We start from the raw sequence: 25555 nt of genomic DNA, 5'->3' as shown, positions 1-25555 counted from the left end.
AACCTGGCAGATCATTTTTTTACAGCTCGGACCGCCTTAGCGGCCCGGGCTGTTTGGTCAGCAGGCAGTCTTTTTTATTTCAATTCCCAGTACTGGCCAGACTTCATCAATATTTTCCACGGTCTTGATCTTGATGTTTCTTCTCAGCTCAGCCGGTATTTCGTCAAAATCACGTTTGTTGGATCCGGGAATGATCACTGTCTTGATCCCGGCCCCCACTGCGGCCAGAATTTTTTCCTTTATTCCGCCTACCGGAAGGATCCTGCCCCGCAGAGTTATTTCTCCGGTCATGCCTGTATCATTGGCCAGGGGTGTGTCGGATAATGCTGAAACCAGGGCTGAAACCATGGTCACACCGGCAGAGGGACCGTCCTTGGGGGTGGCTCCGGCCGGGACATGGATATGGATGTCACGCCTGTCCAGAAGGTCTTCGTCAAGCCCAAGCTTCAGGGCCCTGCTTCTGGCGTAACTCAGGGCCGCCTGGGCACTTTCCTTCATGACATCGCCCATCTGTCCGGTCAGGATGAGTTTTCCCTTGCCAGGCATCAAGCTTACTTCCACATGCAGAATTTCTCCACCGTATGGTGTCCAGGCCAGTCCCACTGCTACTCCTGGAGGAAGCTCCTTGTCCCGGTCCTCATTCTGATATTTGGGAATCCCCAGCATTTTGGCCAGTCCCTTTTTAGTGATTTTGAAGGGGCCTTTTTTGCCTTCAGCCACTTGTCTGGCTATTTTGCGGCAGACTCCGCCTATTTCCCGTTCCAGGTTTCTGAGACCAGCTTCCCTGGTGTAGTTACGGATGATTTCCCGGATAACGGTTTCCCCCAGCTGGATGTTCTTCCTGGTGAGACCGTTTTCAGCAATCTGCCTGGGCAGCAGATACTTGTCGGCAATCTTGATTTTTTCCTGTTCAGTATAACCAGGGATCCTGATGACCTCCATCCTGTCCAGAAGGGCCGAAGGTATGGTGTCAAGGATGTTGGCTGTACACACAAACATGGCCTTGGACAGGTCATAGGGAACATTGAGGTAGTGATCAGTAAAGGAGTGATTCTGCTCAGGATCAAGGACCTCAAGAAGGGCTGACGACGGGTCACCCCTGAAGTCGCTGCCGACCTTGTCTATTTCATCCAGCATGAAGACCGGGTTTATTGCTCCGGCTTCTTTCATGCCCTGGATGATCCGGCCGGGCATGGATCCGATGTATGTCCTTCGATGCCCTCTTATTTCGGCCTCGTCACGCATTCCCCCCAGAGACATGCGCACGAATTTGCGGTTCAGCGACCTGGCAATGGATTGGCCAAGGGAGGTCTTGCCCACCCCAGGAGGCCCAACAAAGCATAAAATGGGACCCTTCATCTTGGGGTTGAGCTTTCTTACGCTCAGGTATTCCAGGATTCTTTCCTTGACCTTTTCCAGGTCGTAGTGATCCTGGTTGAGGATCTTTTCAGCCTGTTTGATGTCCAGGCGGTCCTTGGTTTTCTTTTTCCAGGGAATGTCCACCAGCCATTCAAGGTAAGTCCTGGCCACGGTTGATTCAGCAGAGTCCGGATGCATATTTTCCAGACGCTGCAGCTGTTTTTCAGCCTCTTTCATGACCTTGGACGGAAGACCGGCTTTTTTCAGGGATTGTCTCAGCTGTTCAAGGTCATCACCGCTTTCAGAGACGTCGCCAAGTTCCTTGCGGATGGCTTTGAGCTGTTCCCTGAGAAAGTATTCACGCTGGGCCTTGTCCATTCCCTCTTTGGCCATGTTCTGGATTTTGGCCTGCATGGAAGCGACTTCGACCTCCTTGATCAGCTGCTCATTGACCATTTTCAGGCGCTGGAGAGGATCTTCACACTCAAGGATTTTCTGAGCTTCAGCCGGTTTCATCCTCAGGTTGGATGCCACCAGGTCGGCAAGCCTTCCCGGATCATCCACAGTATTCAGCACAGCCATTATTTCGGCCGAATCAATGCCCCTCAGCCCCAGGATTTTTTCACTCTGCTCTCTGGCAGCTCTGAGCATGGCTTCGGACTCGGAAGTGGTCTCGGTGAACTCCCTGTCCTTGACCACCTCGACTTCTACAGTGTCCATGGAATCGGTCTGGATGAATTTCTTGATCCTGGCCCGGCTGATGCCCTGGACCAGCACCTTGAGCCGACCGTCAGGCATCTTGAGCATGCGCATGATCAAGGCCACGGTCCCGGTCTGATAGATGTCCTCAGGCCCTGGATTTTCCACCTGTTCATCTTTTTGAGTACAAATCAGAAGGTATCTGTTGTTGTTCAAAGCTGAATCTATGGCCTGGACGCTTTTTTCTCTTCCCACGAACAGGGGAAGGATCATGTAGTTGAATACCACTATATCTCTGACCGGCAACAGGGGAAGAGTGGACGGGATTTCAAGTTCACCCTCCTTGGCCTGCTTTGCGTCCGGATTCAGGTCCGGACCGGTGATTTTCTTTTTTTCCTGGGTTTCAGGTTTTTCATTGTCATTCATTGGATATGGCTCCTGGAGTAGTATTTTAGTCAGTCCGGCAGGTACGTTCAGCATCCTGCCATACATAAACTGCGGGCTTTGAAAGTCTTTCAAAGCCCGCAATATCTTGTCTCAATGGTTAAAGAATCTCAGAAGATTCTAAACCAGGCTCGAGTCTGACCCTTTTAAGGTATTAACTGGTGCAATTTCCGGGCATTTGCCTGGAAGTCCGGCAGTCATTGCAAGTAAGTCTTTATCTCAACTGCTCAGATAAATATTGATACAGCCTGGTTCAGTTTATATTAAGTTTTGTCCAGGGATAGTCAACAACTGCATCAGAATAAAAAAGTTTGATCAGCTGTTCCTTATCAAAAATACCAGTTACCTGATTTCAAAAATGGAATAGGCCTTGTCATAATCCATGGATTCACATTCAATATTCTTTACTTCGCTCATGGAAGATCCCTGGATGAGTCTTTTCTTGAATTCGGCTGTTGCCTCGTCAGCACCCTGGGCCAGTACCTCGACCCTTCCGTCGCTGATATTTCTGACCCAACCCTTGACTCCAAGACTGTCAGCCTGATCCTTGGTCCATGCTCTGAAATAAACACCCTGTACTTTTCCACTGATCACGCATCGCATCGACTTCATAGGCTCCTCCTTTTTGGTGTGCTGCAATACTTACATATATCCTTGTTCCTGAAAACTGAAATATTTTTCACCGGCTATGATGATGTGGTCCAAGACCCTTATACCCATTTCTGAAGACAGATTTTTGATTCTGGAAGTCAGTTCGCGGTCCTGCATCGATGGATCAGGATCACCTCCAGGGTGGTTGTGGACCAGAATCACTCCGCTGGCCCTGAGATCCAGGGCTTTGGTCATGATCTCCCTGGGAAAGACAGGGGCCTGGTCTACGGTTCCGGTACATATCCTTTCAAAACTGATCAGTCTGTTCTTGTTGTCCACAAGGATGGTCCAGAACTCTTCAATATCTTTGAACTGCAGCCTGGACCTGGCCAGGGCCACTACGTTGTCCGGAGAACTCAAAACTGTTTTGGGAATAAGCCCGGCCTGTTGGGTCCTGGTCCAGAATTCCTGCCACAGCTTAAGAAAACTTATAATTCCTTGCCCGATTCCGTCAATGGATTCAAGGTCTTTTGGTTTGGCCGCCAGGATTTCCTTGAAATTTCCATATCGGCTCAGCAGGGTCTTGGCCAGGGGTTTGGTATCCTTCCTGGGCAGGGCATAGCCCAAAACAAGTTCAAGTATTTCATAATCGTGCAGTTGGGAAGGATCGTTGTCAAGCCTTTGCCGGAGCCTTTTTCGGTGTCCGATGTAATGGGGCCTTGTTTTGATCATAAAAGCACCTGTTGCCCTGAAAAAAGCTTGAACAGTTTTGCAGCAAGATTTTCCATGGCCTGATCCGTATCCAGCCTGCCTGATTTCACCCCGGTTTCAGCTTCAAGCACAAGATCCCAGAGCATTGCTATGCGTTTTGGGCCCAGGGATCTGGCCAGGGCGGTCTTTTCTCTTTTAAGGCTTGGATAGAGGTTGACCTTTGGATCCATTCCTGTTGAAAGCAGCCAGAGTATTCTAGCCTCCCTCAAAAGTAGACCCAGAAAAGGAAAAAGCATTCCCTGTCCGGTTTTTTGCTCATGAAATATTTTTTTCCAGACAGGGTTTAAGTTCTGCCCACCCTGCACAGCCTTGAAAAAGGAAAAGATATCAATGTCAAGCTGGGCTGGAACAGCCTGAAGGTGATCCTGGCAGACTGTTTTTTCAGGATATGCCAGAAGGGCCAGTTTTTCCAGTTCCATGTCAATGCCCCGACTGTCCAGGGGCAGGACAGCACTGAGTTCTTCCAGTACTCCTGGAGCGGTTTTAATGCCTAGTTCCTGGCATTTTCTGGAAATGTATCTGGGCACGTTCTGTCTGGAAAGACCTGGAAATTCCCAGATCCATTTCTTTTCCCGGGCAAATTTGAAAAACTTTTGCTTGGACAGGGAGGCTGGAATCTTAGGCTTTTTTTTATCCCAGGGATTCTCAAAGCAGAAGAAAGGCCAGATGCTTGGTTTAAAGCCCTTCAGGCAGCCGGACAATTGGGGCCAGAACCGGTCGGGCAGGGTTTCGCATTTTCTGAGGAGTACCGCCCTGGGCGGACCCATCATGCTGGGAAGGTTCAGAGCCGACCAGAGGGCATCTTCCTGGCCCTGATCATCGGACCAGATGGTTTTCTGGTCCCAATCTGATCCGGTAGCAGCCAGGTGGCGGCTGATCTGCCTTGTTAGAAGATTGCCGTCTGGACAGAAGCAAAAGTAAAAGCCTGGTCTGGACACTGATCTGCCTCCGCGTATCAACCGGATACTTTGATTGGACTGTCAACTGGAATTACGGCTTCAGGCAGGCCAGAAGCTGCCTGAAAAGCGGTTTAGAAGCCGTCACCCAGACGGTCGGCCAGTCTGGTCACAGCCTGTTCTACAGCCTCCTCAGAAGCCCTTCTCTGTTCAGGTCCCATGCTTCCGGGAAGAGAGGTGTCTTCTGCAGCCAAAAAATATGAGCTTCGACCGGTTATGGACCCGGAAGACCAGATGAGTTCGCCATTGGTGGCTGAAAATATCATAGCTTCAAGCACAATGGTCACATTGGCCTTAACTGTCCTGTCCCTTTCCCTGGTAAGGCCGTCAGCAGTTCTGAACTGGCTGATTTCCATTCGGACCAGACCTTGGGCCTGGTCTTCAGGAACCCAGCTTGCATTGCCCCGTCTGGTAAATTCGTCCTGAAAGTATGACCTGAGATAAGGCTCAAGCCAGGCTTCCTGGGTCGGATTCTGAACATGGGTGATGTTCAGCATGCGTTTGCCCTGGGGCATGGAAATGGGAGAGGCTCCAACAAAGGTGTAACCGCAGGAGCAAAGCAGAAGGCAAAAACCCAGAAGAAGAGGGGACAGTGGATTGATTTTCATTGGGGCCTGACAACAATGTTGACCAGTTTCTGGGGAATGACAACTATTTTCGCGACCATCTGGCCCTGGAGGTATTTCTGGATCTTTTCATCATCCAGAGCCAGCTTTTCAAGCTCTTGCCGGGAAATATCCGCTGGTACGCTGAGTTTGGACCTGAGCTTGCCATTGACCTGGATCACCACCAGGACTTGATCCTGGAGAAGGGCTCCTGGATCGTAGTCCGGCCAGGAAGACTGGGAAAGGAAACGGCTGTAGCCGATCCTGCGCCAGAGCTCTTCGCAGATATGGGGGGTTATGGGGGCCAGGATAGTCAGGACGGATGACACGGCCGAAGAAATAATCTTTTTACCGCTGGGTGAATCCAGGAGGTCGTCTTTGCTTTGATAGACTGCATTGACAAGTTCCATTGCTCCGGCAATGGCAGTGTTGAACTGGAACTTTTCCAGCATGTCCCTGGTAACTTTCTGAACTGTCTCATGCTCCTTGGTCCAGAGTTTCTTTTCGTTTTCATCAAGTAAGGAATGGTCCAGGGGAGCACAGGGGCCCACAGGTTCCAGGTGAGGCAAAAGCTCCAGCACCAGCCTCCAGAGTCTGTTGAGAAACCGGTACGAACCTTCGATAGCCGAATCGCTCCACTCCAGGTCCTTTTCGGGTGGCGAGGCAAAAAGACAGAACAGGCGGACCGTGTCCGCGCCATACCTGGAGATCATCTCATCAGGGTCAACCACGTTTCCTTTGGATTTGGACATCTTGGCCCCGTCTTTAAGGACCATTCCCTGGGTCAGCAGGTTGGAGAATGGCTCGTCGATTTTCAGATAGCCAAGGTCCCTCAAGGCTTTAACAAAAAAACGGGAATAAAGGAGATGAAGGATGGCGTGCTCTATACCGCCGATATACTGGTCCACCGGAAGCCAGTAATTCGCGGCTTCTAAAGAAAAAGGTTCTGTCTCGTTTCTTGCATCGGCATATCTGGCAAAATACCAGGAAGATTCGACAAAGGTGTCCATGGTGTCGGTTTCTCGACGGGCCGGGCCAGAGCATTGGGGACAGGAGACATTGATAAAGCTGTCAAGGCCGGGCAGGGGCGATCTTCCGTCTTCGGGCATTTGGGCCTCCTGGGGAAGAATGACCGGCAGGTCCTTTTCCGGGACCGGAACTGGACCGCATTTTTCACAATAAATTACAGGGATGGGCGCCCCCCAGAATCTTTGTCTGGAGATGTTCCAATCCCTTAAGCGGTAGTTAACAGTCTTTTTGCCGAGTCCTTTGGCCTCGAGGTAATCAGCAATGGCTTCTTTGGCCTTTTGGCTGTCCATCCCATTGAATTCACCGGAGTTGACCATGATTCCTGGTTCAACGTAGGCCATTTCCGGTTCAGGAACCGGACCCTGGCCTTCTGGAGGACTTACCACCATTTTGACTGGCAGGTCATATTTCAGGGCGAATTCCATATCTCTCTGGTCATGGGCCGGAACAGCCATTACAGCACCGGTTCCGTATTCCACCAGGACAAAATTGGCTATATAGATGGGCATTTTTTCTTTGGTGACCGGATTCAGGCAGTATTTTCCAGTAAAAACACCCTCTTTTTCCAGGTTCTCAGCTGTCCTTGATATCTGGTCCATCCTGGTTACCCTGTTTATAAAGTCCTGGATCCGGTCCTGATCCGGGCTGTCCCTGATAAGCTCAGGTACTAAGGGATGCTCGGGAGCCAGACTCATGAAAGTGGCTCCAAAAATGGTGTCCTGCCTGGTGGTAAAGACCTTGACACTGCGTTCTGAATCATGGACCCTGAAGTCGATCTCCATGCCAGTGCTTTTGCCGATCCAGTTTTTCTGCATGGCTACGACCCGTTCAGGCCAGCCCTGAGAAAGTTTGTCCAAACATTCCAGCAGCTCTTCTGCATAGCTGGTAATCCGCAGGAACCACTGGGACAGCTCTTTTTTTTCAACAGCTGAGTCGCATCTCCAGCAAACTCCGGCTTCCACCTGCTCATTAGCCAGGACAGTCATGCAGGTGGGGCACCAGTTCACCGGAGCCTTTTTGCGGTAAACCAGGCCCTTTTCCAGGAATTTCAAAAAGAAAAGCTGTTCCCACTTGTAGTATCCAGGATGGCAGGTGGCCAGTTCCCTGGTCCAGTCATAGGAGTAGCCCAGTTTTTTCAGTTCTGAACGCATGTAGGAAATGTTTTCATAAGTCCACTTGGCCGGATGAGATTTGTTTTTGATGGCTGCATTTTCAGCCGGCAACCCGAATGCATCCCAGCCCATGGGGTGAATGACATTGTAACCCTGCATCCGTTTCAGCCTGGCCACCACATCCCCTATGGAGTAGTTGCGGACATGACCCATATGGATCCTTCCCGAGGGATAGGGGAACATTTCCAAAACATAGTATTTTGGCCGGTGGTCGTTGTGGGTGACCAGGAAGCTCTGGTCCTGCTCCCATTTCTGCTGCCATTTGCGTTCAATCTCCAGAGGGCGGTATTTACTGTTCATGAAAAGGTCTCCGTTCCGGGATGCAACTAGTTTTTTCGGGTTCGAATGAGTTTCAGGGGAGATCTGAGTATTGATCGGACAATACCATGCCGGGATGGGTTCTGATCTGCCGTTGGAATGTCTGCAGGTTCAATAGTCAGGTCGTATCTGTTTCGAAAACAGATGGTTGTTTCACTTCTGCCCCATTCCAGAAGGACCTGCCTGATAATAGAGTCATGGCTCTTGGAACTGAAATAAAATATACAGTCATGTCTGAATCTGGGCCAGAAAAGGCGTCCCCATTCCCTGAGGGCTTTGTCCAGGGGCAGATTGAAAAGGGGAATTAACTGGTGTGTGTCCACACACCACGCGAGTTTATTAAGTCCGCTTATAATATGAGCGGTATCTGCCACCCAGCTCTCAATGTCCTTTTCAGGATCTCTGGGAAGGATCAGCTCCCAGATGACCCCTTCTTTGACCGGCCAGGACCTGAGTTCAGGCCTGGTCTGGCCTGTCTCGGGAAAAGGGTCAAAGGACAGCCTGGGGATTTCCAGGGGGCAGGATTTAAAATCCTTTACTAGTCCCAAATTTACCATTTCTTACGTCCTTGGCCACAGCATCCAGGATGCCATTGACAAAGTTCCTGGAATTGTCATCCCCAAAGGCTTTGGCCAGTTCGATAGCTTCGTTTATGGCCACTTTCAAGGGAATGTCCGGACAATAGATCATTTCATAAACCGCCAGGCGCATGATGGTCAGCTCTATCCTGGCTATGCGCTGTATCTTCCAGTTTCTGGAGTAGGAAGCAATGATCCGGTTGAGTTCATCCAGATTATCCCAGACTCCTCTGACCAGGGACCAGGCAAAGGAGCCCTGGGTCTCTTCGTCCTGGGCCGGACTCTCCTTGAACCTGTTGAAGGTGGCTGCCAGTGAGCTTTCCGCTGAAACGAAATTCAGGGCATAAAGGACCTGAAAGGCGTAAGTGCGCTGCTGTCTTCTGGTATTTTCCGCCTTGGGCCTGGTGTTTTTAGTGCCGGTATCTGACACCCTGGTCTTGGCCGAATCAGTCAATTTAATCCACCTGCTCCAGGACGCGAATGGTTTCTAAAAGGGCTGCTGCGGCTTCAACCCCTTTATTCCCGGCTTTGCTCCCGGCCCGTTCTATGGCCTGTTCAAGGGTGTCGGTGGTCAAAAGACCGAATCCGACCGGAATGCCGGTTTCAAGGGATGTCTGGGCAATGCCTTTGGTGGCTTCTGAAGCCACGAAGTCAAAGTGGGGAGTGGCTCCCCTGATGACCGCACCCAGGCAGACAATGCCGTGGTACTGCTTTTTCATGGCCAGTTTCTTGACTATCACTGGAAACTCAAAGGCGCCCGGGATTTTGTACAGGGTCAGATCCTCCTGACTGATTCCATGACGGACCAGATAGTCAACAGCTCCACCAACCAGCTTATCCACGATGAAGTCGTTGAACCTTGAAGCAACCAGGGCGATTTTCAGGCCCTTGGCATCCAGTATTCCTTCGATTGTCTTAATGTGCGGCATGTTTTGCTCCAATATCCCAATTACTGGGTTTTGCTGTTTTCAGCCAGTTTTAGAAGATGGCCCATTTTTTCCTTTTTGGTCAATAGGTAGCACTTGTTTTCTGCACAGGCTTGAACCTCAATGGGGACCCTTTCCACTACCTCCAGATCAAATCCTTCAAGACCGATGATTTTTTTGGGATTGTTGGTCATCAGCCTCATCTTGGTCACTCCCAGGTTGACCAGTATCTGAGCCCCGATTCCATAGTCGCGCAAGTCTGGAGCAAATCCCAGGGCTTCGTTGGCCTCAACCGTGTCCTTGCCCTGATCCTGAAGGGCATAGGCCTTGATTTTATTGGCCAGGCCAATGCCTCTCCCTTCCTGACTCATGTACAGAACAATCCCCTTTCCTTCTTTTTCGACCATCTGCATGGCTGCTTTAAGCTGGTTGCCGCAGTCACAGCGCAGGGATCCAAAAACATCTCCAGTCAGACACTGGCTGTGGACCCGGACCAAAACCGGTTCATCCTTCTGGAGTTCTCCCCGGACCAGGGCAATATGCGTGTGGTTGTCGGTCTGGCTTTCAAAGGCCACGGCCCTGAAGTCTCCATAACAGGTCGGGAGGTTTGACTCTCCCACCCGCTTGACCATGGAGTCGAATCTTGACCTGTAGCGGATGAGGTCTTCAATGGTGCATATTTTCAGGTCATGTTCCCTGGCGAATTCCTTGAGGTCCGGCATTCTGGCCATGTTGCCGTCGTCGCGCATGATTTCGCAGATCACGGCTCCGGGTTTCATGCCAGCCAGTCGGGCCAGGTCCACACTGCCTTCGGTCTGACCGGCCCGGACCAGGACACCGCCTTTTCTGGCCTTCAGGGGAAAGATATGTCCAGGGGTTGATATGTCGTCGGGTCCGGCATCATCCTGGATGGCGGTGAGGATTGTGGTGGCCCGGTCATAGGCTGAAATTCCGGTGGTTACCCCTTTTGATGCTTCTATGGAAACAGTAAAGGCTGTTCCGAACTTGGAAGTGTTTTTGGTGGCCATCATGGGCAGGCCCAGCTTGTCCACCCACTCAGGGGCCAGGGCCAGGCAGATGAGTCCACGACCATACTTGGCCATGAAATTGATGATTTCCGGGGTGATTTTTTCTGCGGCAATGGTCAGGTCACCTTCATTCTCCCGGTCTTCGTCGTCAACCAGGATGACCATTTTTCCCTGCTTGATCTCTTCAATGGCTTCTTCAATGCTGCAAATGGACATTTTCTATCCTCTTGATGGGTTATTGGAATTCGGGTTTATTTCTGGCTAAACTTTTTGGGTGGCCCGGAGAAGACTTTGGCTGGCGGTGATTCAGACTGCTTCAGATTTCAATGTCCCGGACCCAGAAGGTCAACATGCCATCTCCCTAAAATCCATGTTTTCTTAAAAAATCGCTGGTAATGGCGCTTGCCGGTCTGCTGTCTCTGTCCGGGGCAGATCCGGAGTACAACATCTTTTCCACATATTTGCCGATGAGGTCGGTCTCCATGTTGACCAACCTGTCCCTGGACCAGAGGGAAATGATGGTTTCTTCCCTGGTGGCCGGGATTATATTCACCTTGAGAAATCCCGGGCCGCACGTGGTGATGGTCAGGCTTATTCCATCCAGGGTCACTGATCCCTTGTCAACCACCTGTCTGGAATATTCAGCCGGAAAGGCCAGGGTGTAGATGGTTGATTCTCCGGCTTTTTCCACTGCAGTTATTCTGGCCAGACAGTCCACGTGTCCTGAAACCAGGTGTCCACCCAGGCGGTCTCCAAGACTTAATGCCCTTTCCAGATTCACATGATCACCATGACTCAGCATGCCCAGATTGGTTACTGACATGGTCTGGGCTGATGCATAAGCGTAAAACCAGTCAGAGCTGAAATCCTCAACAGTCAGACAGACTCCGTTGACTGCAATACTTTCACCATGAGCCAGGTCAGTAAAATTTTTCCGGGGAGAAATCCGGAATCTGGTTTCCCGGCCTTTTTTCTCCAGTCCGGAAATTACTCCGGTTGTCTGTATGAGTCCTGTGAACATGAGTCAGTGCCTGCTATAAAAATATGTACAGATGGAACAGCAAGGGATTCCCGGATAATCCAGCCAGCCGATGTTCGGTCTCCGGCCGGATAAAGATTAACCGTTCCCAAATCAGGTCATCTTTACAAGATAATTTCCTGGGGTCAATCTTTCATATGAGGGAAAAGTTTGAGCAGAACATCTGTTCCAATGGTCTCAACAGATCCAAGGCGAAATTCCAGGGCTTCATCCATTACCTGAGGGGCTCTGCCCTGAAATACCGGCAGGGCCTGATCATCTCCCAGGATCTTCATGGCAGCAAAATGCCATATTTCGTGGACAAGACCGGCCTGAAGAAGGCTCATTCCTATTCTGCCCCCGCCTTCGCACATGGCGTAGTGAATATTGAACCCGTTTCTAAGAATTTTAAGGCCCTGGCCAAGATCCAGTCCTGATCCGCAGGCATCCAGTCCAGTAACGGTGCATCCCAGATCTTTCAGTTTCCGGGCTGAGACGGATGATGCTGTTTCATGGCCGGTCCAGAAAATTGTCCTGCCTGGTGTTTGTTTGACCAGAAAGAGTCCGCAATCCGGATCAGGCAGTCTGGAGGTGACCACCACGGCCAGGGGCTGGACAGTGGCGTTAAGTCCGCGGCAGGTAAGCTGGGGATTATCCTGGTAAAAGGTGTTTCCCCCGATGATGACTGCTTGCACAACGTTACGCAGCTGATGGACCTTTCTGCGTGAGGCATCACAGGTTACCCACCTGGAGTGATTGAAACGGGTGGCAATCCTTCCGTCAAGGGTGGATGCCATTTTCAGGTACAGATAAGGAAGGGAGGTTGTCTGCCAGATCATGAAATCCGCAATCAGATCGAGGCATGCCTGTTCTTCCACTCCAGCAGTTACCTTGATCCCTTTGGACCTGAGGTGTTCAATTCCCCCTCCGGCAACGGATCTGTTGGGATCCCTGGCACCGACCACAACGTGCTTCAGGCCCGAATCCAGGATGGCCTGGGTACAGGGCGGGGTCTTGCCGTGATGGTTGCAGGGCTCCAGAGTGACGAAAAGGGTGCAGGATGACAGGTCATATCCCTGGGTAAGAGCCATGTTTATGGCTTCGACCTCAGCGTGGTTTCCGCCGTAGACCCGGTGAAAACCCTGGCCGACTATTTCGCTGCCAGCAACAATCACTGCCCCGACACACGGGTTGGGGCGAGTCTTGCCCTTACCCTGGCCAGCCAGGGACACGGCCCTGAGCATCAGATCACTTTGATTCATAAGCCAAGGTCTTGAAGTTCACTCCAGCTTCCTGAAGCATGTCCCGGGCCAGATCGTCAGGATAGCCCTGGGCAAAGATGATGCTCTCAACCTTGCAGTTGATGAGCATCTTGGTGCAGATCAGGCAGGGCTGGGTAGTGCAGTAGACAGTTGATCCGGAAATGCAGATTCCATGCACCGCAGCTTGGATAATGATGTTCTGTTCAGCGTGCAGACCCCTGCAGAGTTCATGGCGCTGGCCGGAAGGAATATTCAGCTGCTCCCTGAGACAGCCTGTTTCCAGACAGTGGCGCAGTCCAGCAGGGGAACCGTTGTATCCAGTGGCCAGGATGCGCTTGTCCTTGACAGCCACTGCCCCGACTTTTCGACGCAGGCAGGTGGATCGTTCAGCCACCATGTGGGTGATGCGCATATAGTATTCATCCCAGGAAAGCCTGTCCTGCTTCAATCAGAAACTCCAGTGTTAAACTTGAAAAGATCTCCTGGCAGCCGGAAGTCTAAAGAGCCAGTCCGGAAATAAAGTCCTAGAGATTGACTGGCAGTATCACCAGGCAAACAAGGGAAACCGGGTGGCGAATTTTTCCACCTCGCTGCTTATCCTGGAAAGACGCTGGTCATTTTCATGGTGTTCAACAGCGTCAATGATCCAGGCCACGATTTTTTCCATGTGTTCCGGCTTCATACCCCTGGTGGTGAGGGCCGGGGTTCCCAGCCTGACTCCGGAAGTAACAAAGGGAGACTTGGTTTCAAAGGGAACCGTATTCTTGTTTACGGTGATTCCGGCTTTATCCAGAGCGATTTCAGCATCTTTGCCGGTAACGTTTTTGCTGGTCAAGTCAATAAGCATCAGGTGGTTGTCAGTTCCTCCGGAAACCAGGTCGAAACCGGCCTGAACCAGCAATTCGGCCATTTTTTTGGCATTCTCAATGACCATTTTCTGGTAGTCGGAAAATTCAGGCTTCAGGGCTTCACCAAAGGCTATGGCCTTGGCTGCAATGACATGCATGAGCGGGCCGCCCTGGATTCCGGGAAAAATCTGGGAATTGAGTGTCTTGCCAAACTCTTCAGAGCTGAGGATCATTCCACCTCTTGGTCCACGCAGGGTCTTGTGGGTAGTGGTGGTGGTAAAATGAGCGTATTCAATGGGTGATGGGTGCAAATCAGCCGCAATAAGACCGGCTATATGGGCCATGTCCACCATGAGCTTGGCTCCCGCCTTGTCTGCGATTTCCCTGAACCTCTGGAAATCAATGGTTCTGGGATAGGCGCTGGCCCCGGCAATTATCATGGCCGGTCTGTGCTCCAGGGCAACGGCTTCCACCTGATCGTAATCTATGAATCCGGTTTCTTTTTCCACACCGTAAAAAACATTTTGGTAGAGCCTGCCTGAGAAGTTTACCGGGCTTCCGTGGGTCAGATGGCCACCGTGGGACAGGTCCATGCCCAGGACAGTATCCCCGGGTTTCAGAGCTCCGAAATAAACGCCCATATTGGCCTGAGAACCTGAGTGAGGCTGAACATTGGCGTACTGGGCCTTGAACAGCTCCCTGGCCCGGTCCCTGGCCAGATCTTCGGCCAGGTCAACGAACTCGCAGCCGCCATAATATCTTTTACCTGGGTAGCCCTCAGCATACTTGTGAGTCAGGACGCTGCCCATGGCCAGGCGCACAGCCGGAGAAGTGAAATTTTCCGATGCAATCAGTTCCAGCTTGGAAAGCTGCCTGGACTCTTCCAGTTGGATGGCCCTGGCCACCTCGGGGTCATAGTTGGTAAGTTCCTGAATGTTCATTCATGCATTCCTTAATTTAGCCTCAAATCAGCTATTCTTCGTATTTTTTAAAAAGGATGGAACCATTGGTCCCGCCGAATCCAAAAGAATTGCACAGGGCGTACCTGATATTTCTGGAAACCGTGCCATGGGCGCAATAGTCCAGGTCACATTCAGGATCCGGGGTGTCCAGATTTATTGTTCCTGGGACTTTTGAATGATAAAGGCTCAATACGCTGAACACTCCCTCGATTCCGCCTGCAGCTCCAAGGGTGTGACCAATCATGGATTTATTGGCGGTCAGCAGGATGTCATAGGCATGTTTGCCAAAGACCTCTTTGACAGCCTTTGTCTCTGAAGCATCGTTGAGCTTGGTTGAAGTTCCATGGGCATTGATATGGTCGACCTGTTCAGGAGATATGCCTGCCTCCCTGATAGCCTGCTTCATGGCCAGGGCCATGCCTTCACCAGACTCGTCAGGTGCTGTCATGTGAAAGGCGTCGGCCGAGGCTCCGAATCCCACAACTTCCGCATAAATAGTTGCCTCCCTTTGCAGGGCGCTGTCCAGGCTTTCCAGGAAGAGAAGTCCGCTCCCTTCGCCTATGACAAATCCGTTGCGGTTAAGATCAAAAGGCCTGCTGGCCTTTTGGGGCTCATGGTTGCTGACGGACAGGGCCTTCATGGCGTTGAATCCGGATACAGCCATGGGAGTGATGGTGGATTCGACACCTCCGCTGATCATGGCCTTAACCCGGCCCAGCTTGATATCGGAATAAGCATATCCAACGCCATGCACCCCGGATGCACAGGCCGAAGTTGTGGCCAGGTTGGGCCCTTTGGCCCCGGTGGTGATGGATATCTGACCAGCGGCCATGTTGGCGATGAGCAAGGGGATGTAAAAGGGAGATATCCGTTTCGGCCCGGATTTGATGAGCTTGGAATGAAACTCTTCAATGGTCTCCAGGCCACCCAGGCCGCAGCCTATGATGGCTCCGCACTGGGTCATGTCCATGTTATCCCTGCTCACTCCAGCGTTTTCCATGAGCATCTTGGCTGAAGCAACTGCAAAGTGACAGAACCTGTCCATACGTTTAGCTTCTTTGGGACTCATGTAGTCGTTGGTGTCAAATTCCTTGACCTGGGCTGCTATTTGGGTGGCATATTCTGAGCAGTCAAACCTGGTCAGCCTGTCTACTCCGCTCACCCCGGACAACAGGGATTGCCAGCTGGAATCAAGATCGTTGCCAATGGGGGTTATGGCGGAAAGTCCGGTAACAACAACTCTGGGCATTTTAGCTCCCGCAGGATTCTTAACGGTTTGGAAATTTGCCGCCCCAGGTCCTTGCGGGCCGGGGGCAATAAACCCTTTAACTCTGGCCTGTGTCCTGATAAAATAAAGACACCTGGAAAACAGCACAAGCGGCTGCTGGCCATAGTGACTGCTCCCGGTTTTTCAAAAACCGAGCATCTAAGCGGCATAAGCCGCTAACGTGTCCAGCCCGACACGCGATTGCAATTCATCCCGGAAATGAGTTGCCGGGAGTTCTTGCGGAAAACCTTTTAAAAAAGCATTCAGAGGCTGTCTGGCAGCCCATGTATACTGGTTCTATTTATTGGCGTTGATATAGTCGATGGCAGCCTGAACAGTCAGGATTTCCTGGGCCTTGTCGTCATCGATCTCAATGTCAAACTCTTCTTCCATGGCCATAATCAGCTCAGTCAAGTCCAGTGAATCAGCTCCCAGGTCTTCCACAAACTTGGACTCGGGTTTGACTTCACCCTCTGAGATGCCAAGCTGTTCTATCACGATCTCTTTAACTTTTTGTTCTACAGACATTTTCTCCTCCGTGTGGTTAATTTTCTAAGTTGTTTAGTAAAAGCCCCTCATGCTAAGGTTTTAAGCTTTAAGATGCAATCATCTGCTGCAGGTAAAGCTTGAAAACAGGCACTAAGGGATCAAAAATCACATATACATTCCGCCATTTATCCCGATGACCTGCCCGGTGATATAGGAAGCCTGGGCAGAAGCCAGAAATGCTACGGTTTCAGCTACATCCTCGGGTGTTCCAAACCGTTTGCCAGGAATCATTTCCAGGTACTTGTCCCGAATTTCCTGGGCCAGGCCTGCAGTCATGTCGGTTTCAATGAATCCCGGGGTAACCGCGTTAACCGTAATATTTCTGGGGGCCAGCTCCAGAGCCGCGGTCTTGGTCAGGCCGATGAGTCCGGCCTTGGCCGCAGTGTAGTTGGCTTGTCCGGGATTGCCAGACTGAGCAGTGACCGAACTGACATTGATTATTCGGCCGGTTTTCTGGCGCATCATGATCTTGGCAGCCTGCTGCAAACAGAAAAAAGAGCCGCTCAGGTTGACCCGGATCACCTCCTCCCATTGTTCAAAGCCCATGCGGACCAGAAGTCCGTCCTTGGTCAGACCGGCATTGTTGACCAGTACATCAAGAAAGACCCGGTCTTTGATCTTTTCTTTGAAAAAGTCAACTATGGCCTGCTGGTTGCCGATGTCCAGGGGATAAGCTGAGGCTTTCCCTCCCTGGTCTTCAATGATTTTGCAGGTCTCCATCGCCGGGTCGGGTTTGCTCACATAGGTGACCATGATTTGATAGCCGGACCTGGCCAGACGAACTGCACAGGCCCGTCCTATTCCCCGGGAACCGCCGGTGACAAGGGCTGTTTTGACTAAGTCAGACATGATATGCTCCGGTTATGAGTCTTGTTGCTGGCTGTTGGCATAACGTATCTCCGGTTATGAAGATTATGAGAATCTGAGGAGGCAGGCCCCCCAGGTGAATCCACCGCCAAAGGCCACCAGGAGTACCGTGTCTCCAGAATTAATAAGTCCTTTTTCCCAGGCTTCAGCCAGGGCAATGGGGGTGGACGCAGCAGAAGTATTTCCGTAATCTTGTACGTTAATGTAAAGTTTATCTTCCTGAATCATCATTTTCTTGGCCAAGGCTTCAATGATCCTGATGTTAGCCTGATGGGGAATGAAAAGATCAATGTCTTCAGGCTGCAGGTTATTTCTTTTCAGTATTTCCAGGCAGACACCCTGCATGGACCGGACTGCATGCTTAAAAACCTCCCTGCCTTCCATCTGCACGAAAAAATCTTCTCCCACCCGATCATTGAGGCGCAGGGGATGGGCTGATCCTCCGGCCTTGACCGTGAGCAGGTTGCTCAGTGAACCGTCAGCCCGGAGAATGACATCCAGAATTTGTCCTGAACGGACATTTGCCGGAAAAGGCATTGCTGAAACTATGCAGGCTCCAGCCCCGTCACCAAAAAGAACTCCGGTGGACCTGTCCATAAGGTTGACCCTTGAAGAGACAACCTCAGAAGCAGTCAAGAGAACTTTGGCCTCAGGGTGCAGGGAGCAAAGTCCTCTGGCCAGTTCCATGCCGTATATGAACCCTGTGCAGGCTGCATTAACATCCATGGCCGGGATACCCTTGATATCCAGTTTTTCCATGAGAACGCAGGCTGCATTGGGAACAAAGGCATCAGGAGTGAAGGTAGCATTTATGATATGAGTCAGGTCGCCTGGGACCAGGCCGGACCTGGCAATTGCCTGGCGGGATGCTGCACTGGCCAGATCTGAACAGGCCTCATCCTCAACGATATGCCTGTTGCTGATTCCGGTTCTTGAAGTAATCCACTCATCGCTGGTGTCCACCAGCTTTTCAAAATCCTTGTTGGTCAGGATTTTGTCAGGCACGTAAAAGCTGAATCCTGCTAAAAAGCTGCTGTTTGTCATCTGTAAAGATCTTTTGTCGAGTCGGTTTTGAAGTAACCAGCCGGGAATAGTGTTCCGGCCTTTGAACAAGTCGTTATATTTGTCAGGTAACAGCGCTTTTGGGAAGGGCTTTTTTGGCAAAAATGCTGATTTCCTTGTTGGCGCCCAGCCCATTGATCAGATTTTCATTGGCTTTATTCCGGACGAACTCACCAGCCATGAGCACTGCATTGGTTATGGCCTTGGAGTTGGATGAGCCGTGGCAGACTATCCCGATTCCATTTAGACCCAGAAGGGGTGCTCCCCCGTATTCGGCATAGTCTATGCGCCTGCCAAATCTTTTCAGAGCCCGGATTCCCAGCAGAAATCCAAGCCTGGCCAGCCAGCTTTTCCTGACTTCTTCTTTGAGGATCTTAGTCAGGGAAACTGCCAGACCCTCCATGAGCTTTAGAGACACATTGCCAACAAAGCCGTCGCAGACAATCACATCTGCCTTGCCCATAAAAAAATCCCGGCCTTCAATATTGCCGACAAAATTCATGGAAGTCATTTTGAACAGCTTGGAGGTTTCCCGGACCAGGCTGTTGCCCTTGCCTTCTTCTTCCCCGATGGTCAACAGCCCAACTTTGGGCCTATCCACATGGAGAACGCTTCTGGAAAAGACCTCGGCCATCAGTCCGAACTGAACCAGGTGGTAGGGCTTGCAGTCAACATTGGCCCCAACATCAATAAGGATTACAGGTCCTTTTTCCGAAGGCAGGATTGAGGCCAGGGCAGGCCTTTCAATGCCTTTGATCCGGCCCAGGGTAAACATGCCGCAGGCCAGGGTGGCTCCGGAGTTGCCGGCGCTGACAACGCCATGGGCCCTTCCTTCCCGGACCAGCCGAAAAGCGGTCTGGATGGAGGAGTTCTTTTTTTTGCGCAGGATGTCGGAAGGTTTTTCCGACATCTCAACCACTTCCGAAGTATGGATTATTTCCAGATCCGAGTCTTTGAATTTTTGGCCCTCAAGGGCCTGGCGGATCTTCTGTTCATCACCGATCAGGGCCAGCCCGAGGTTGTCCTTAATTGCTGCTTTCAAGGCTCCAGGCACAACCACTTCCGGTCCAAAATCGCCGCCCATGGCGTCTACAGCAATGATCGGCTTAGCTGGATGCATCCTGCTGCGGCCTTAAATACTGGCGACCCTTGTAAGTTCCGCAGTCCGGACAGATGCGATGGGGAAGAGCAGCTTCGCCGCATTCGCAATAAATAAAGTTCGGAGTAGGAATGTGATCATGAGATCTGCGCATGCCTTTTTTGGATTTTGAAGTCTTCTTTTTTGGTAGAGCCATTTTTATTCACCTCGTGTTATTTAATTTTCAGACCGCGAAATACTGCCATTCTTGGGTCAGCACCCTGCTTGCTGCAGCGGCATGAGCCGTGTCCGATTATTTCGCCGCATGCAGGACAAAGTCCGGAGCAGTCTTCCTGACAAAGAGGTTTATCCGGAAGGGTCAAAATGAACTGTTCCAAGAGAACCCGTTCAAGGCTGAACATCCACTGCCCGTTGTCAAATTTTATCAGCCCAGGCCCCTCAGGGTCATTCATGGCATCTTCAAATTCTTCAAACAGGTCGAACCGGTGGTCCAGTTCAACCGGTCCGTACTCAAGACACCGGGTGCAGGGCATGGCGATCTGCCCTGTTATGGAGCCCTGGAAATAAACTCCATGTTTCTGAGGAAATACCCCCAGGGTGCCACTCAGCTGGCCAGATGACCGGCATTCAAGCCCTGCTTCTTTCCAGATGGACGTCCAGCCCTGGTCATCTTCAAAATAAAACTCCCGGCCTTGGACCGGGATGTCTGATATGGGCAACCACTTTCCTTGCATATTAAATCCCAGAGAAATTCCCTATCTTGTCCGCCGGGGCAATGTCAAGATTTTTGCTCTTGCCATTTCTTAAATTTAAGGATAAGAGTTCCTTTTTTATTTGGCTAAATCAAAATGCAGGGGCTCTGAAAGGGGCATATGCATATATTGCTGGAGGTAACTGAAATGAGCAAGCAGTGTGATATTTGCGGAAAAAGGCCCCAGGTAGGCAACAATGTCAGCCACGCCAACAATCGCAACAAAAGAAGGTTTCTGCCCAACCTGCAAAAGGTTCGGACCCAGGACAGTCAGGGCAGGGTCACCAGGATTGACGTATGCACCAGGTGCATCAGGTCCGGGGCTGTTGTCAAACCAGTGGTTAATTAACTGCACCGGTTGACCTGTTAAAATGAAAATTCCGTTTCCATGAAAGCGGCTCTTGACAAGAGCCGCTTTTTTTGTGGCCTTTTCCAGGCAAACAGATGGTTCTGTCTTTCCGGGCTACCCTTTTGTTTCTTTTGCTCTGAGACTGCGGTGGATACATCTGGACAATAACCTATAGAATAACAAGGAGCTGGCATGAGCATTCTGAACTGGCTGGGTGATCTTGTCTGGGGCCCTCCCATGTTGATCCTGCTGGTGGGTACGGGATTCTTCCTGACCGTCAGACTCAGGGGACTGCAGTTTTTTAAACTCTGGTATTCCCATAAACTTATCTTTACCAGGGATAAGACAAGTAAAGGAGACATTTCTCATTTTCAGGCCCTGACCACGGCCTTAGCAGCCACCATAGGAACAGGAAATATTGCCGGCGTGGCCACTGCCATTTTTCTGGGCGGTCCAGGAGCGGTTTTCTGGATGTGGATGACCGGACTGGTGGGGATGGCCACCAAGTACTCTGAGGCGATCCTGGCCGTGAAGTACAGGGTTACGGACAAAAAAGGCGAAATGTCAGGCGGTCCCATGTACTATCTGGAGAGGGGCCTTGGCTGGAAGTGGCTGGGGGTCCTCTTTGCCGTTTTTGGAGCTATAGCAGCCTTTGGCATCGGCAATATGGTCCAGTCCAATTCAGTGGCAGCAGCAGTTGAGTCTACATTTTCAGTGTCACCTTTTATCACTGGAGTTGTCCTTGCCTTTTTGACTGCTCTTGTGGTTCTAGGCGGCATAAAAAGTATCGGTCGGGTGACCGCATATCTTGTCCCGTTTATGGCTGCTGTGTACACCGTGGGCGGACTGGTGGTCATCACCTCCAATCTGTCAGCTGTTCCTGAGGCTTTTGGAGCTATTTTCGGTTCTGCTTTTGGCAGCGAGGCGGTAATGGGCGGAGCCGTGGGAGCCGCCATCCGCTTCGGAGTGGCCAGGGGAGTCTTCTCCAATGAGGCTGGTCTTGGAAGTGCTCCCATTGCAGCGGCCGCTGCCAGGACTGACTATCCCGGACGTCAGGCTCTGGTAAGCATGACCCAGACCTTTATTGACACCATTATAGTCTGTACCATTACGGCCCTGGCCATCCTGACCAGCGGAGTGCTGACCACAGGCCTGACCGGAGCAGCCTTGACCACTGCAGCCTTTAATGCCGGTCTGCCTGGGCATGGAGGGTTTATCGTGGCTGTCGGGATCATGCTTTTTGCCTATTCAACCATCCTTGGCTGGTGTTATTACGGCGAGAAATGTCTTGAGTACCTTATTTCTGTAAAAGCTGTTATATATTACAGGTATCTTTTTGTCTTTTTCGTGTTTGTCGGTGCAGTGGCACAACTTGACTTTGTCTGGACATTTTCAGATGTCATGAACGGCCTGATGGCTGTGCCTAACCTGGTCGGGCTTTTGGCCCTGAGCGGAGTTGTGGTGGCCGAGACCAAAAGGTTTCTGGACAATACCAGGCATGAACGCTGATGGCTTGGCTTAAGCCCTGACCAGGCAGAATTTCTGCATCAGGACCCTGGGAGGCAGTCCGGCTTTCCAGGGTCCTTTGTTTTGAGGTTGCTCCCTGGATGAAATGAGACTATCCTGGAATCGGACAAGTTTTGCTGATGGTCTGTCCTGATGGTCTGTCCTGATGGAGGTTAATTTTTAATGCAGAGTAGAATCGCATCGATACTGGGGCTGAAGTATCAGCCTGTGGTCCTGTTATGGTCGGATGACAAACCAGAGCAGGCTGTTGAATTTAAACCTGGTCGCTGGGGGTGCGTCATGTTTTCCTTTGCCGCGGCAGCCAAGGGCCGGCAAGCTGTTTTTGCCAGGGAAACTTATGGTTGCTGGGGAGGAGGAGTTGGCCTTGGCTTTGGGAATAGATATCTAGATTTTCCAGGTGGTGAAGAATGTTTTCACTATTTTTTGTCCTGCGGCAATAAGCATTTTGAACCAGGCAAAAGTGTGGCTGAACACCTGAAAGGACCAGGCATGGAAGAGTTTTGTGATGATTTTTTAGAGGGTGAGCGTTACCTCAAAGGGCCTGAAGAGGTTAGGGCCTTTGTGAAAAACCTGCCCATTGTGGATATTCCTGCCAGTTACGTGGTTTTAAAGCCTTTGGCCCTGGTAAAAGAAGATGAAGTTCCCAAAACCATAACTTTTCTGGTCAATCCGGATCAGCTTTCAGCCCTGGTGGTCCTGGCCAGCTACGGCCGCAGGACATGTGACAATGTAACCATGCCTTTTGCAGCTGGATGCCAGACCATTGGCATCCTTTCCTATGCTGAGGGCAAAAGGGATGAACCCCGGGCTGTGGTCGGGCTGACGGATATTTCAGCCAGGAAGAATGTCCGAAAACTTCTGGACCATGATCTGCTTTCTTTTTCCATGCCTTTAAACCTGTTTGAGGAAATGGAAAATAATGTGGATGAGAGCTTTTTGTTCAGAACTACCTGGAAGTCCATGGTGGGTTGAGTTTGAGACAGCCGATATTTTCAATTGTCATTCCCAGCCGGGGAACAAGACCTAAGTCTCTTAAACTTGCCATTAAGAGTGTCCTGGGGGCTGTGGAGGCCTGTTCCGACATGATGAGCCAGGATGTCGAGCTTCTGGTCGGATTCGACGGCATAACCGGGGACAGGGTCGTTGCTCTGGAAAATGTATTTTATTTTGACCTGCCTGCAGACAAGAACTGGGGCAATGCTCCCAGAAACATTCTTTTAAAAAGGGCCAGAGGGGAGAAGGTAGTTTTCCTGGACGACGACAACGCCCTGGTTTCTTCAGCCTTTGATACTTACTGCAAATTTTTCGATTTTGAGATGCTCATTGCCCGGATCGACGTTAGCCAGGCTTTTGAGTGCAGTTATCTTCCCCAGGACCAGCCTGGAAAATCCCTGGTGCGCCAGGGAAATATTGATCCCCTGTGTCTTTGCCTGTCCAGGGAGCTGGTGGTGGTCCGCTGCGGTGGATGGACCAGCAAGGGAGGCTATGAGGCCGATTACCTGAACATGCTTCAATATTACAGGCGGGCCAGGACAATTAAGGTTGTCCAGGATGTGGTGGGTATTTACGACGCAGGGCAGGGTTTGGATGAACATGGGCTGAATTTCAGGCAGGAAAAGCTGCTCAAAGCTGGAATAAAATCCAGGCCCATATAGCTGGAAAGTTATCCTGTTCCGTACCTTTCAATATACTGAACAGCCAGTTCAGGCATTCCCTGATTTTTCAGAAAGTCGACAATGTTCATCAATGCCTGCTGATCCCAGACAATGAAGGTTTCCTGCATGGGATAGGCAAAGGTATCCAGGGCACTGAGGCTTTGCAGTCCGGCACTGGTGATGATCAATTCGATGCCTGGTGCAATATCATCCTGATGGATGCCTGACCCGGTACTGATACAGGCCTGAAGCACAGGCATGGGAATCATGGAGCAGGGGGATGCAAGGCCGTCGTTTAAAGATGCGTTGCCAATGCCAAGGGTGAGCAGAATACTGGCCAGGGCCTTGGCAATAATGGGGGGATTTCCGCCAGGCAGAATCTCGCCAATAAGGGGCCTGATCAGGTTGATGTCGCTGGTGGCCTTGACCATGCCGGTGTTGTCATTCCATTGAAAATGGTTGCTCAGCCATTTTATCCAGCCTTGAGGCATACTCCAGCCAGGTTTTAAAAGGACACCCATGTTCCCCCTGGCCCTTTCCAAAGCTCTGCTGAAACCAAGCAGTTCTCCATCTCCAGCCAGAACCGGAAATCCGGTCCGGGGCCAGGGGTAGTCAATCCTGGACCCTCCCACCGGCAGGACTTCCATGGGGAATTTTAATGACTCTCTGGACAACTGATCAAAGGATGCTTCAAGGATCTGCAGGTCAACGTCATCCTCTATGAACAGGAAAATCGAGAACCTGCCCAGTTGCGTTTTGGACCGGTTTTTATGCATCAGCCGGTCCACGATGGCTTGTCCGGCCCTTTGCGCGCTCTGTCCATCCCGGCCAAAATCCAACTCTTCAATATACTTGGTTCTTAAACTGCTCAGGGCATCAGGGGCTGCCAGGGCTTTTTCAACTTGGGCTTGGAGCTGGGAAAATGTTTCAGCCTCCTGGACCGCATCCCTGACCCTGTACTCGATATTGTTTGCGTTGAAGCCTGGAAAATCCGTTATCTTCGGGTTTTTGAAAAGCACCACTGGTTTGTCCAGAAGCATGAATTCCACGAAGATGGAAGAGACATCGCTGATCATAACATCAGCGGCGTGCATCATGGGGGCATAATCTCCTTCGGTCAGATAAACGATGTTTTGATTTTTCCGGGCCAGTTCCTGATACATCCTTTTCCAGTGGTCGGCAGTTGCCTGATGCAGCTTGATCAGGACCGTATTCTCCTGGCCAGCTAAGTGGGCTAGCTGGTCCTGAATGACCGGGATGGCTGAAAGTTCTTCATTAAAAGTAGGAGCAAAGAGGATGATATTGTTTTCCGGGTCAATCCCCATGTCTTGGCGGAATTTTCCTGAATCCATTCTTTTGGACCCAAAGAAAAGGTCTGATTTGATAAAGCCGGTCACCTCGATGGGAACAAATACATTTTGTTCCAGTCTTCTTTTGTGCCAGGGGCCGGGCACGCAGACAAGTTCGGAGAGGTTTTCCCTTCTGGTGACTGAAGTCCGGCAATAGTAGTGGCCTTTGCAGATGAGGCCGTGCCCAAGATTGACCACCCTTGGAATGTGAGGGATGCGAAAATGACAGACATCAGCCACAACAGCCAGTTTTGAAGTAATGGAAGCTGAATCCTCAAAGTACATGGTCTTTCTTTGGATGCGGGCTGTTTCAGCTTCACTCAAGCCGCATCCAGGCAGATCAGAAGTAGACGGAGTCAGGGGTGGAGCAGAAAAGCCCAGCCTTAAATCGGGATAGGCAGTCTTCAGATAATCGTGGACTGGTTCCAGGAAAGGAAGATGCAGGCCTCTTTCTGCATAAAAAAGGATATCCAGCTCAGGAAAAGGGTTATTGTTCATAATTCTTGCTGAAATT

General features: G+C 51.0%; 26 protein-coding genes. 4 read left to right on the top strand and 22 right to left on the bottom strand.

The window, feature by feature from the left end; all coding sequences use genetic code 11:
- Positions 1–57: 57 nt before the first annotated feature.
- The 21 genes from lon to P771_RS0113650 all read right to left on the bottom strand — a co-directional run bounded on the left by lon (position 58) and on the right by P771_RS0113650 (position 20144).
- Positions 58–2484: an endopeptidase La gene (lon, locus tag P771_RS0113745; protein WP_028575590.1), complete on the bottom strand. Its 2427-nt coding sequence runs from the start codon at positions 2482–2484 to the stop codon at positions 58–60.
- Between the two features lie 360 nt (positions 2485–2844).
- Positions 2845–3114, bottom strand: coding sequence for an acylphosphatase (locus tag P771_RS0113740; RefSeq protein ID WP_028575589.1), 270 nt, complete (start codon positions 3112–3114; stop codon positions 2845–2847).
- Between the two features lie 30 nt (positions 3115–3144).
- Complete coding sequence (gene radC, locus P771_RS0113735) at positions 3145–3825, bottom strand: RadC family protein (protein WP_028575588.1); 681 nt, start codon at positions 3823–3825, stop codon at positions 3145–3147.
- A complete protein-coding gene (gene holA / locus P771_RS0113730) occupies positions 3822–4802 on the bottom strand; it encodes a DNA polymerase III subunit delta (protein ID WP_028575587.1) in 981 nt (326 codons plus the stop codon). The genes radC and holA overlap by 4 nt, the downstream gene beginning before the upstream one ends.
- Positions 4803–4894: 92 nt before the next feature.
- Positions 4895–5428, bottom strand: a complete 534-nt coding sequence (gene lptE, locus P771_RS0113725) for an LPS assembly lipoprotein LptE (RefSeq protein WP_028575586.1) — start codon at positions 5426–5428, stop codon at positions 4895–4897.
- Complete coding sequence (gene leuS / locus P771_RS0113720) at positions 5425–7926, bottom strand: leucine--tRNA ligase (protein ID WP_028575585.1); 2502 nt, start codon at positions 7924–7926, stop codon at positions 5425–5427. The genes lptE and leuS overlap by 4 nt, the downstream gene beginning before the upstream one ends.
- Before the next feature lie 26 nt (positions 7927–7952).
- The gene (locus P771_RS0113715) at positions 7953–8501 is read right to left on the bottom strand and encodes a hypothetical protein (RefSeq protein WP_028575584.1); all 549 of its coding nucleotides are present in this window, start codon (positions 8499–8501) and stop codon (positions 7953–7955) included.
- A complete protein-coding gene (nusB, locus tag P771_RS0113710; RefSeq protein WP_028575583.1) occupies positions 8470–8952 on the bottom strand; it encodes a transcription antitermination factor NusB in 483 nt (160 codons plus the stop codon). Before nusB ends, P771_RS0113715 begins: the two co-directional genes overlap by 32 nt.
- 25 nt (positions 8953–8977) lie before the next feature.
- A complete protein-coding gene (gene ribH / locus P771_RS0113705; RefSeq protein WP_028575582.1) occupies positions 8978–9451 on the bottom strand; it encodes a 6,7-dimethyl-8-ribityllumazine synthase in 474 nt (157 codons plus the stop codon).
- Between the two features lie 20 nt (positions 9452–9471).
- Positions 9472–10692, bottom strand: coding sequence for a bifunctional 3,4-dihydroxy-2-butanone-4-phosphate synthase/GTP cyclohydrolase II (locus tag P771_RS0113700; RefSeq protein WP_028575581.1), 1221 nt, complete (start codon positions 10690–10692; stop codon positions 9472–9474).
- A gap of 145 nt (positions 10693–10837) precedes the next feature.
- Positions 10838–11497: a riboflavin synthase gene (locus tag P771_RS0113695; protein WP_028575580.1), complete on the bottom strand. Its 660-nt coding sequence runs from the start codon at positions 11495–11497 to the stop codon at positions 10838–10840.
- Positions 11498–11640: 143 nt separating this feature from the next.
- On the bottom strand, positions 11641–12756 hold the full coding sequence (gene ribD, locus P771_RS0113690; RefSeq protein WP_028575579.1) for a bifunctional diaminohydroxyphosphoribosylaminopyrimidine deaminase/5-amino-6-(5-phosphoribosylamino)uracil reductase RibD: 1116 nt from the start codon (positions 12754–12756) through the stop codon (positions 11641–11643).
- Positions 12743–13204 (bottom strand): deoxycytidylate deaminase, encoded by a 462-nt coding sequence (locus tag P771_RS0113685; protein WP_279614517.1) that lies wholly within the window; start codon positions 13202–13204, stop codon positions 12743–12745. Before P771_RS0113685 ends, ribD begins: the two co-directional genes overlap by 14 nt.
- A 96-nt stretch (positions 13205–13300) precedes the next feature.
- Entirely contained in the window at positions 13301–14545 is a 1245-nt protein-coding gene (gene glyA, locus P771_RS0113680) for a serine hydroxymethyltransferase (RefSeq protein ID WP_150112206.1), read from the bottom strand.
- A gap of 31 nt (positions 14546–14576) precedes the next feature.
- Positions 14577–15815 carry a beta-ketoacyl-ACP synthase II gene (fabF, locus tag P771_RS0113675; RefSeq protein ID WP_028575576.1) on the bottom strand — a complete coding sequence of 413 codons (1239 nt, stop codon included), beginning with the start codon at positions 15813–15815 and terminating at the stop codon, positions 14577–14579.
- Positions 15816–16130: 315 nt separating this feature from the next.
- Complete coding sequence (acpP, locus tag P771_RS0113670) at positions 16131–16361, bottom strand: acyl carrier protein (protein WP_028575575.1); 231 nt, start codon at positions 16359–16361, stop codon at positions 16131–16133.
- A gap of 126 nt (positions 16362–16487) precedes the next feature.
- A complete protein-coding gene (gene fabG / locus P771_RS0113665) occupies positions 16488–17231 on the bottom strand; it encodes a 3-oxoacyl-[acyl-carrier-protein] reductase (RefSeq protein WP_028575574.1) in 744 nt (247 codons plus the stop codon).
- A gap of 63 nt (positions 17232–17294) precedes the next feature.
- A complete protein-coding gene (locus P771_RS0113660; RefSeq protein WP_028575573.1) occupies positions 17295–18293 on the bottom strand; it encodes a beta-ketoacyl-ACP synthase III in 999 nt (332 codons plus the stop codon).
- A gap of 82 nt (positions 18294–18375) precedes the next feature.
- Complete coding sequence (gene plsX / locus P771_RS0113655) at positions 18376–19431, bottom strand: phosphate acyltransferase PlsX (protein WP_028575572.1); 1056 nt, start codon at positions 19429–19431, stop codon at positions 18376–18378.
- The gene (rpmF, locus tag P771_RS18740; protein ID WP_084301934.1) at positions 19418–19606 is read right to left on the bottom strand and encodes a 50S ribosomal protein L32; all 189 of its coding nucleotides are present in this window, start codon (positions 19604–19606) and stop codon (positions 19418–19420) included. Before rpmF ends, plsX begins: the two co-directional genes overlap by 14 nt.
- A 16-nt stretch (positions 19607–19622) precedes the next feature.
- Positions 19623–20144: a YceD family protein gene (locus tag P771_RS0113650; RefSeq protein ID WP_028575571.1), complete on the bottom strand. Its 522-nt coding sequence runs from the start codon at positions 20142–20144 to the stop codon at positions 19623–19625.
- 165 nt (positions 20145–20309) lie between these two features.
- Between P771_RS0113650 and rpmB the strand changes: the two genes are divergently transcribed.
- The 4 genes from rpmB to P771_RS17735 all read left to right on the top strand — a co-directional run bounded on the left by rpmB (position 20310) and on the right by P771_RS17735 (position 23692).
- The gene (gene rpmB, locus P771_RS0113645) at positions 20310–20510 is read left to right on the top strand and encodes a 50S ribosomal protein L28 (protein WP_028575570.1); all 201 of its coding nucleotides are present in this window, start codon (positions 20310–20312) and stop codon (positions 20508–20510) included.
- Between the two features lie 192 nt (positions 20511–20702).
- Entirely contained in the window at positions 20703–22019 is a 1317-nt protein-coding gene (locus tag P771_RS0113635; RefSeq protein WP_028575569.1) for an alanine/glycine:cation symporter family protein, read from the top strand.
- Between the two features lie 180 nt (positions 22020–22199).
- On the top strand, positions 22200–23009 hold the full coding sequence (locus tag P771_RS0113630; RefSeq protein ID WP_028575568.1) for a DUF169 domain-containing protein: 810 nt from the start codon (positions 22200–22202) through the stop codon (positions 23007–23009).
- 2 nt (positions 23010–23011) lie between these two features.
- Positions 23012–23692, top strand: a complete 681-nt coding sequence (locus P771_RS17735) for a glycosyltransferase family 2 protein (RefSeq protein ID WP_035244636.1) — start codon at positions 23012–23014, stop codon at positions 23690–23692.
- Between the two features lie 8 nt (positions 23693–23700).
- Here P771_RS17735 and P771_RS0113620 read toward each other — a convergent pair whose 3' ends face one another.
- Positions 23701–25539 carry a CDP-glycerol glycerophosphotransferase family protein gene (locus P771_RS0113620; RefSeq protein WP_028575567.1) on the bottom strand — a complete coding sequence of 613 codons (1839 nt, stop codon included), beginning with the start codon at positions 25537–25539 and terminating at the stop codon, positions 23701–23703.
- Positions 25540–25555 lie beyond the last annotated feature (16 nt).

The organism is Desulfonatronovibrio hydrogenovorans DSM 9292, from assembly GCF_000686525.1.
Lineage (GTDB): Bacteria > Desulfobacterota > Desulfovibrionia > Desulfovibrionales > Desulfonatronovibrionaceae > Desulfonatronovibrio > Desulfonatronovibrio hydrogenovorans.
This window is presented reverse-complemented; position numbering and strand designations above follow the sequence as displayed.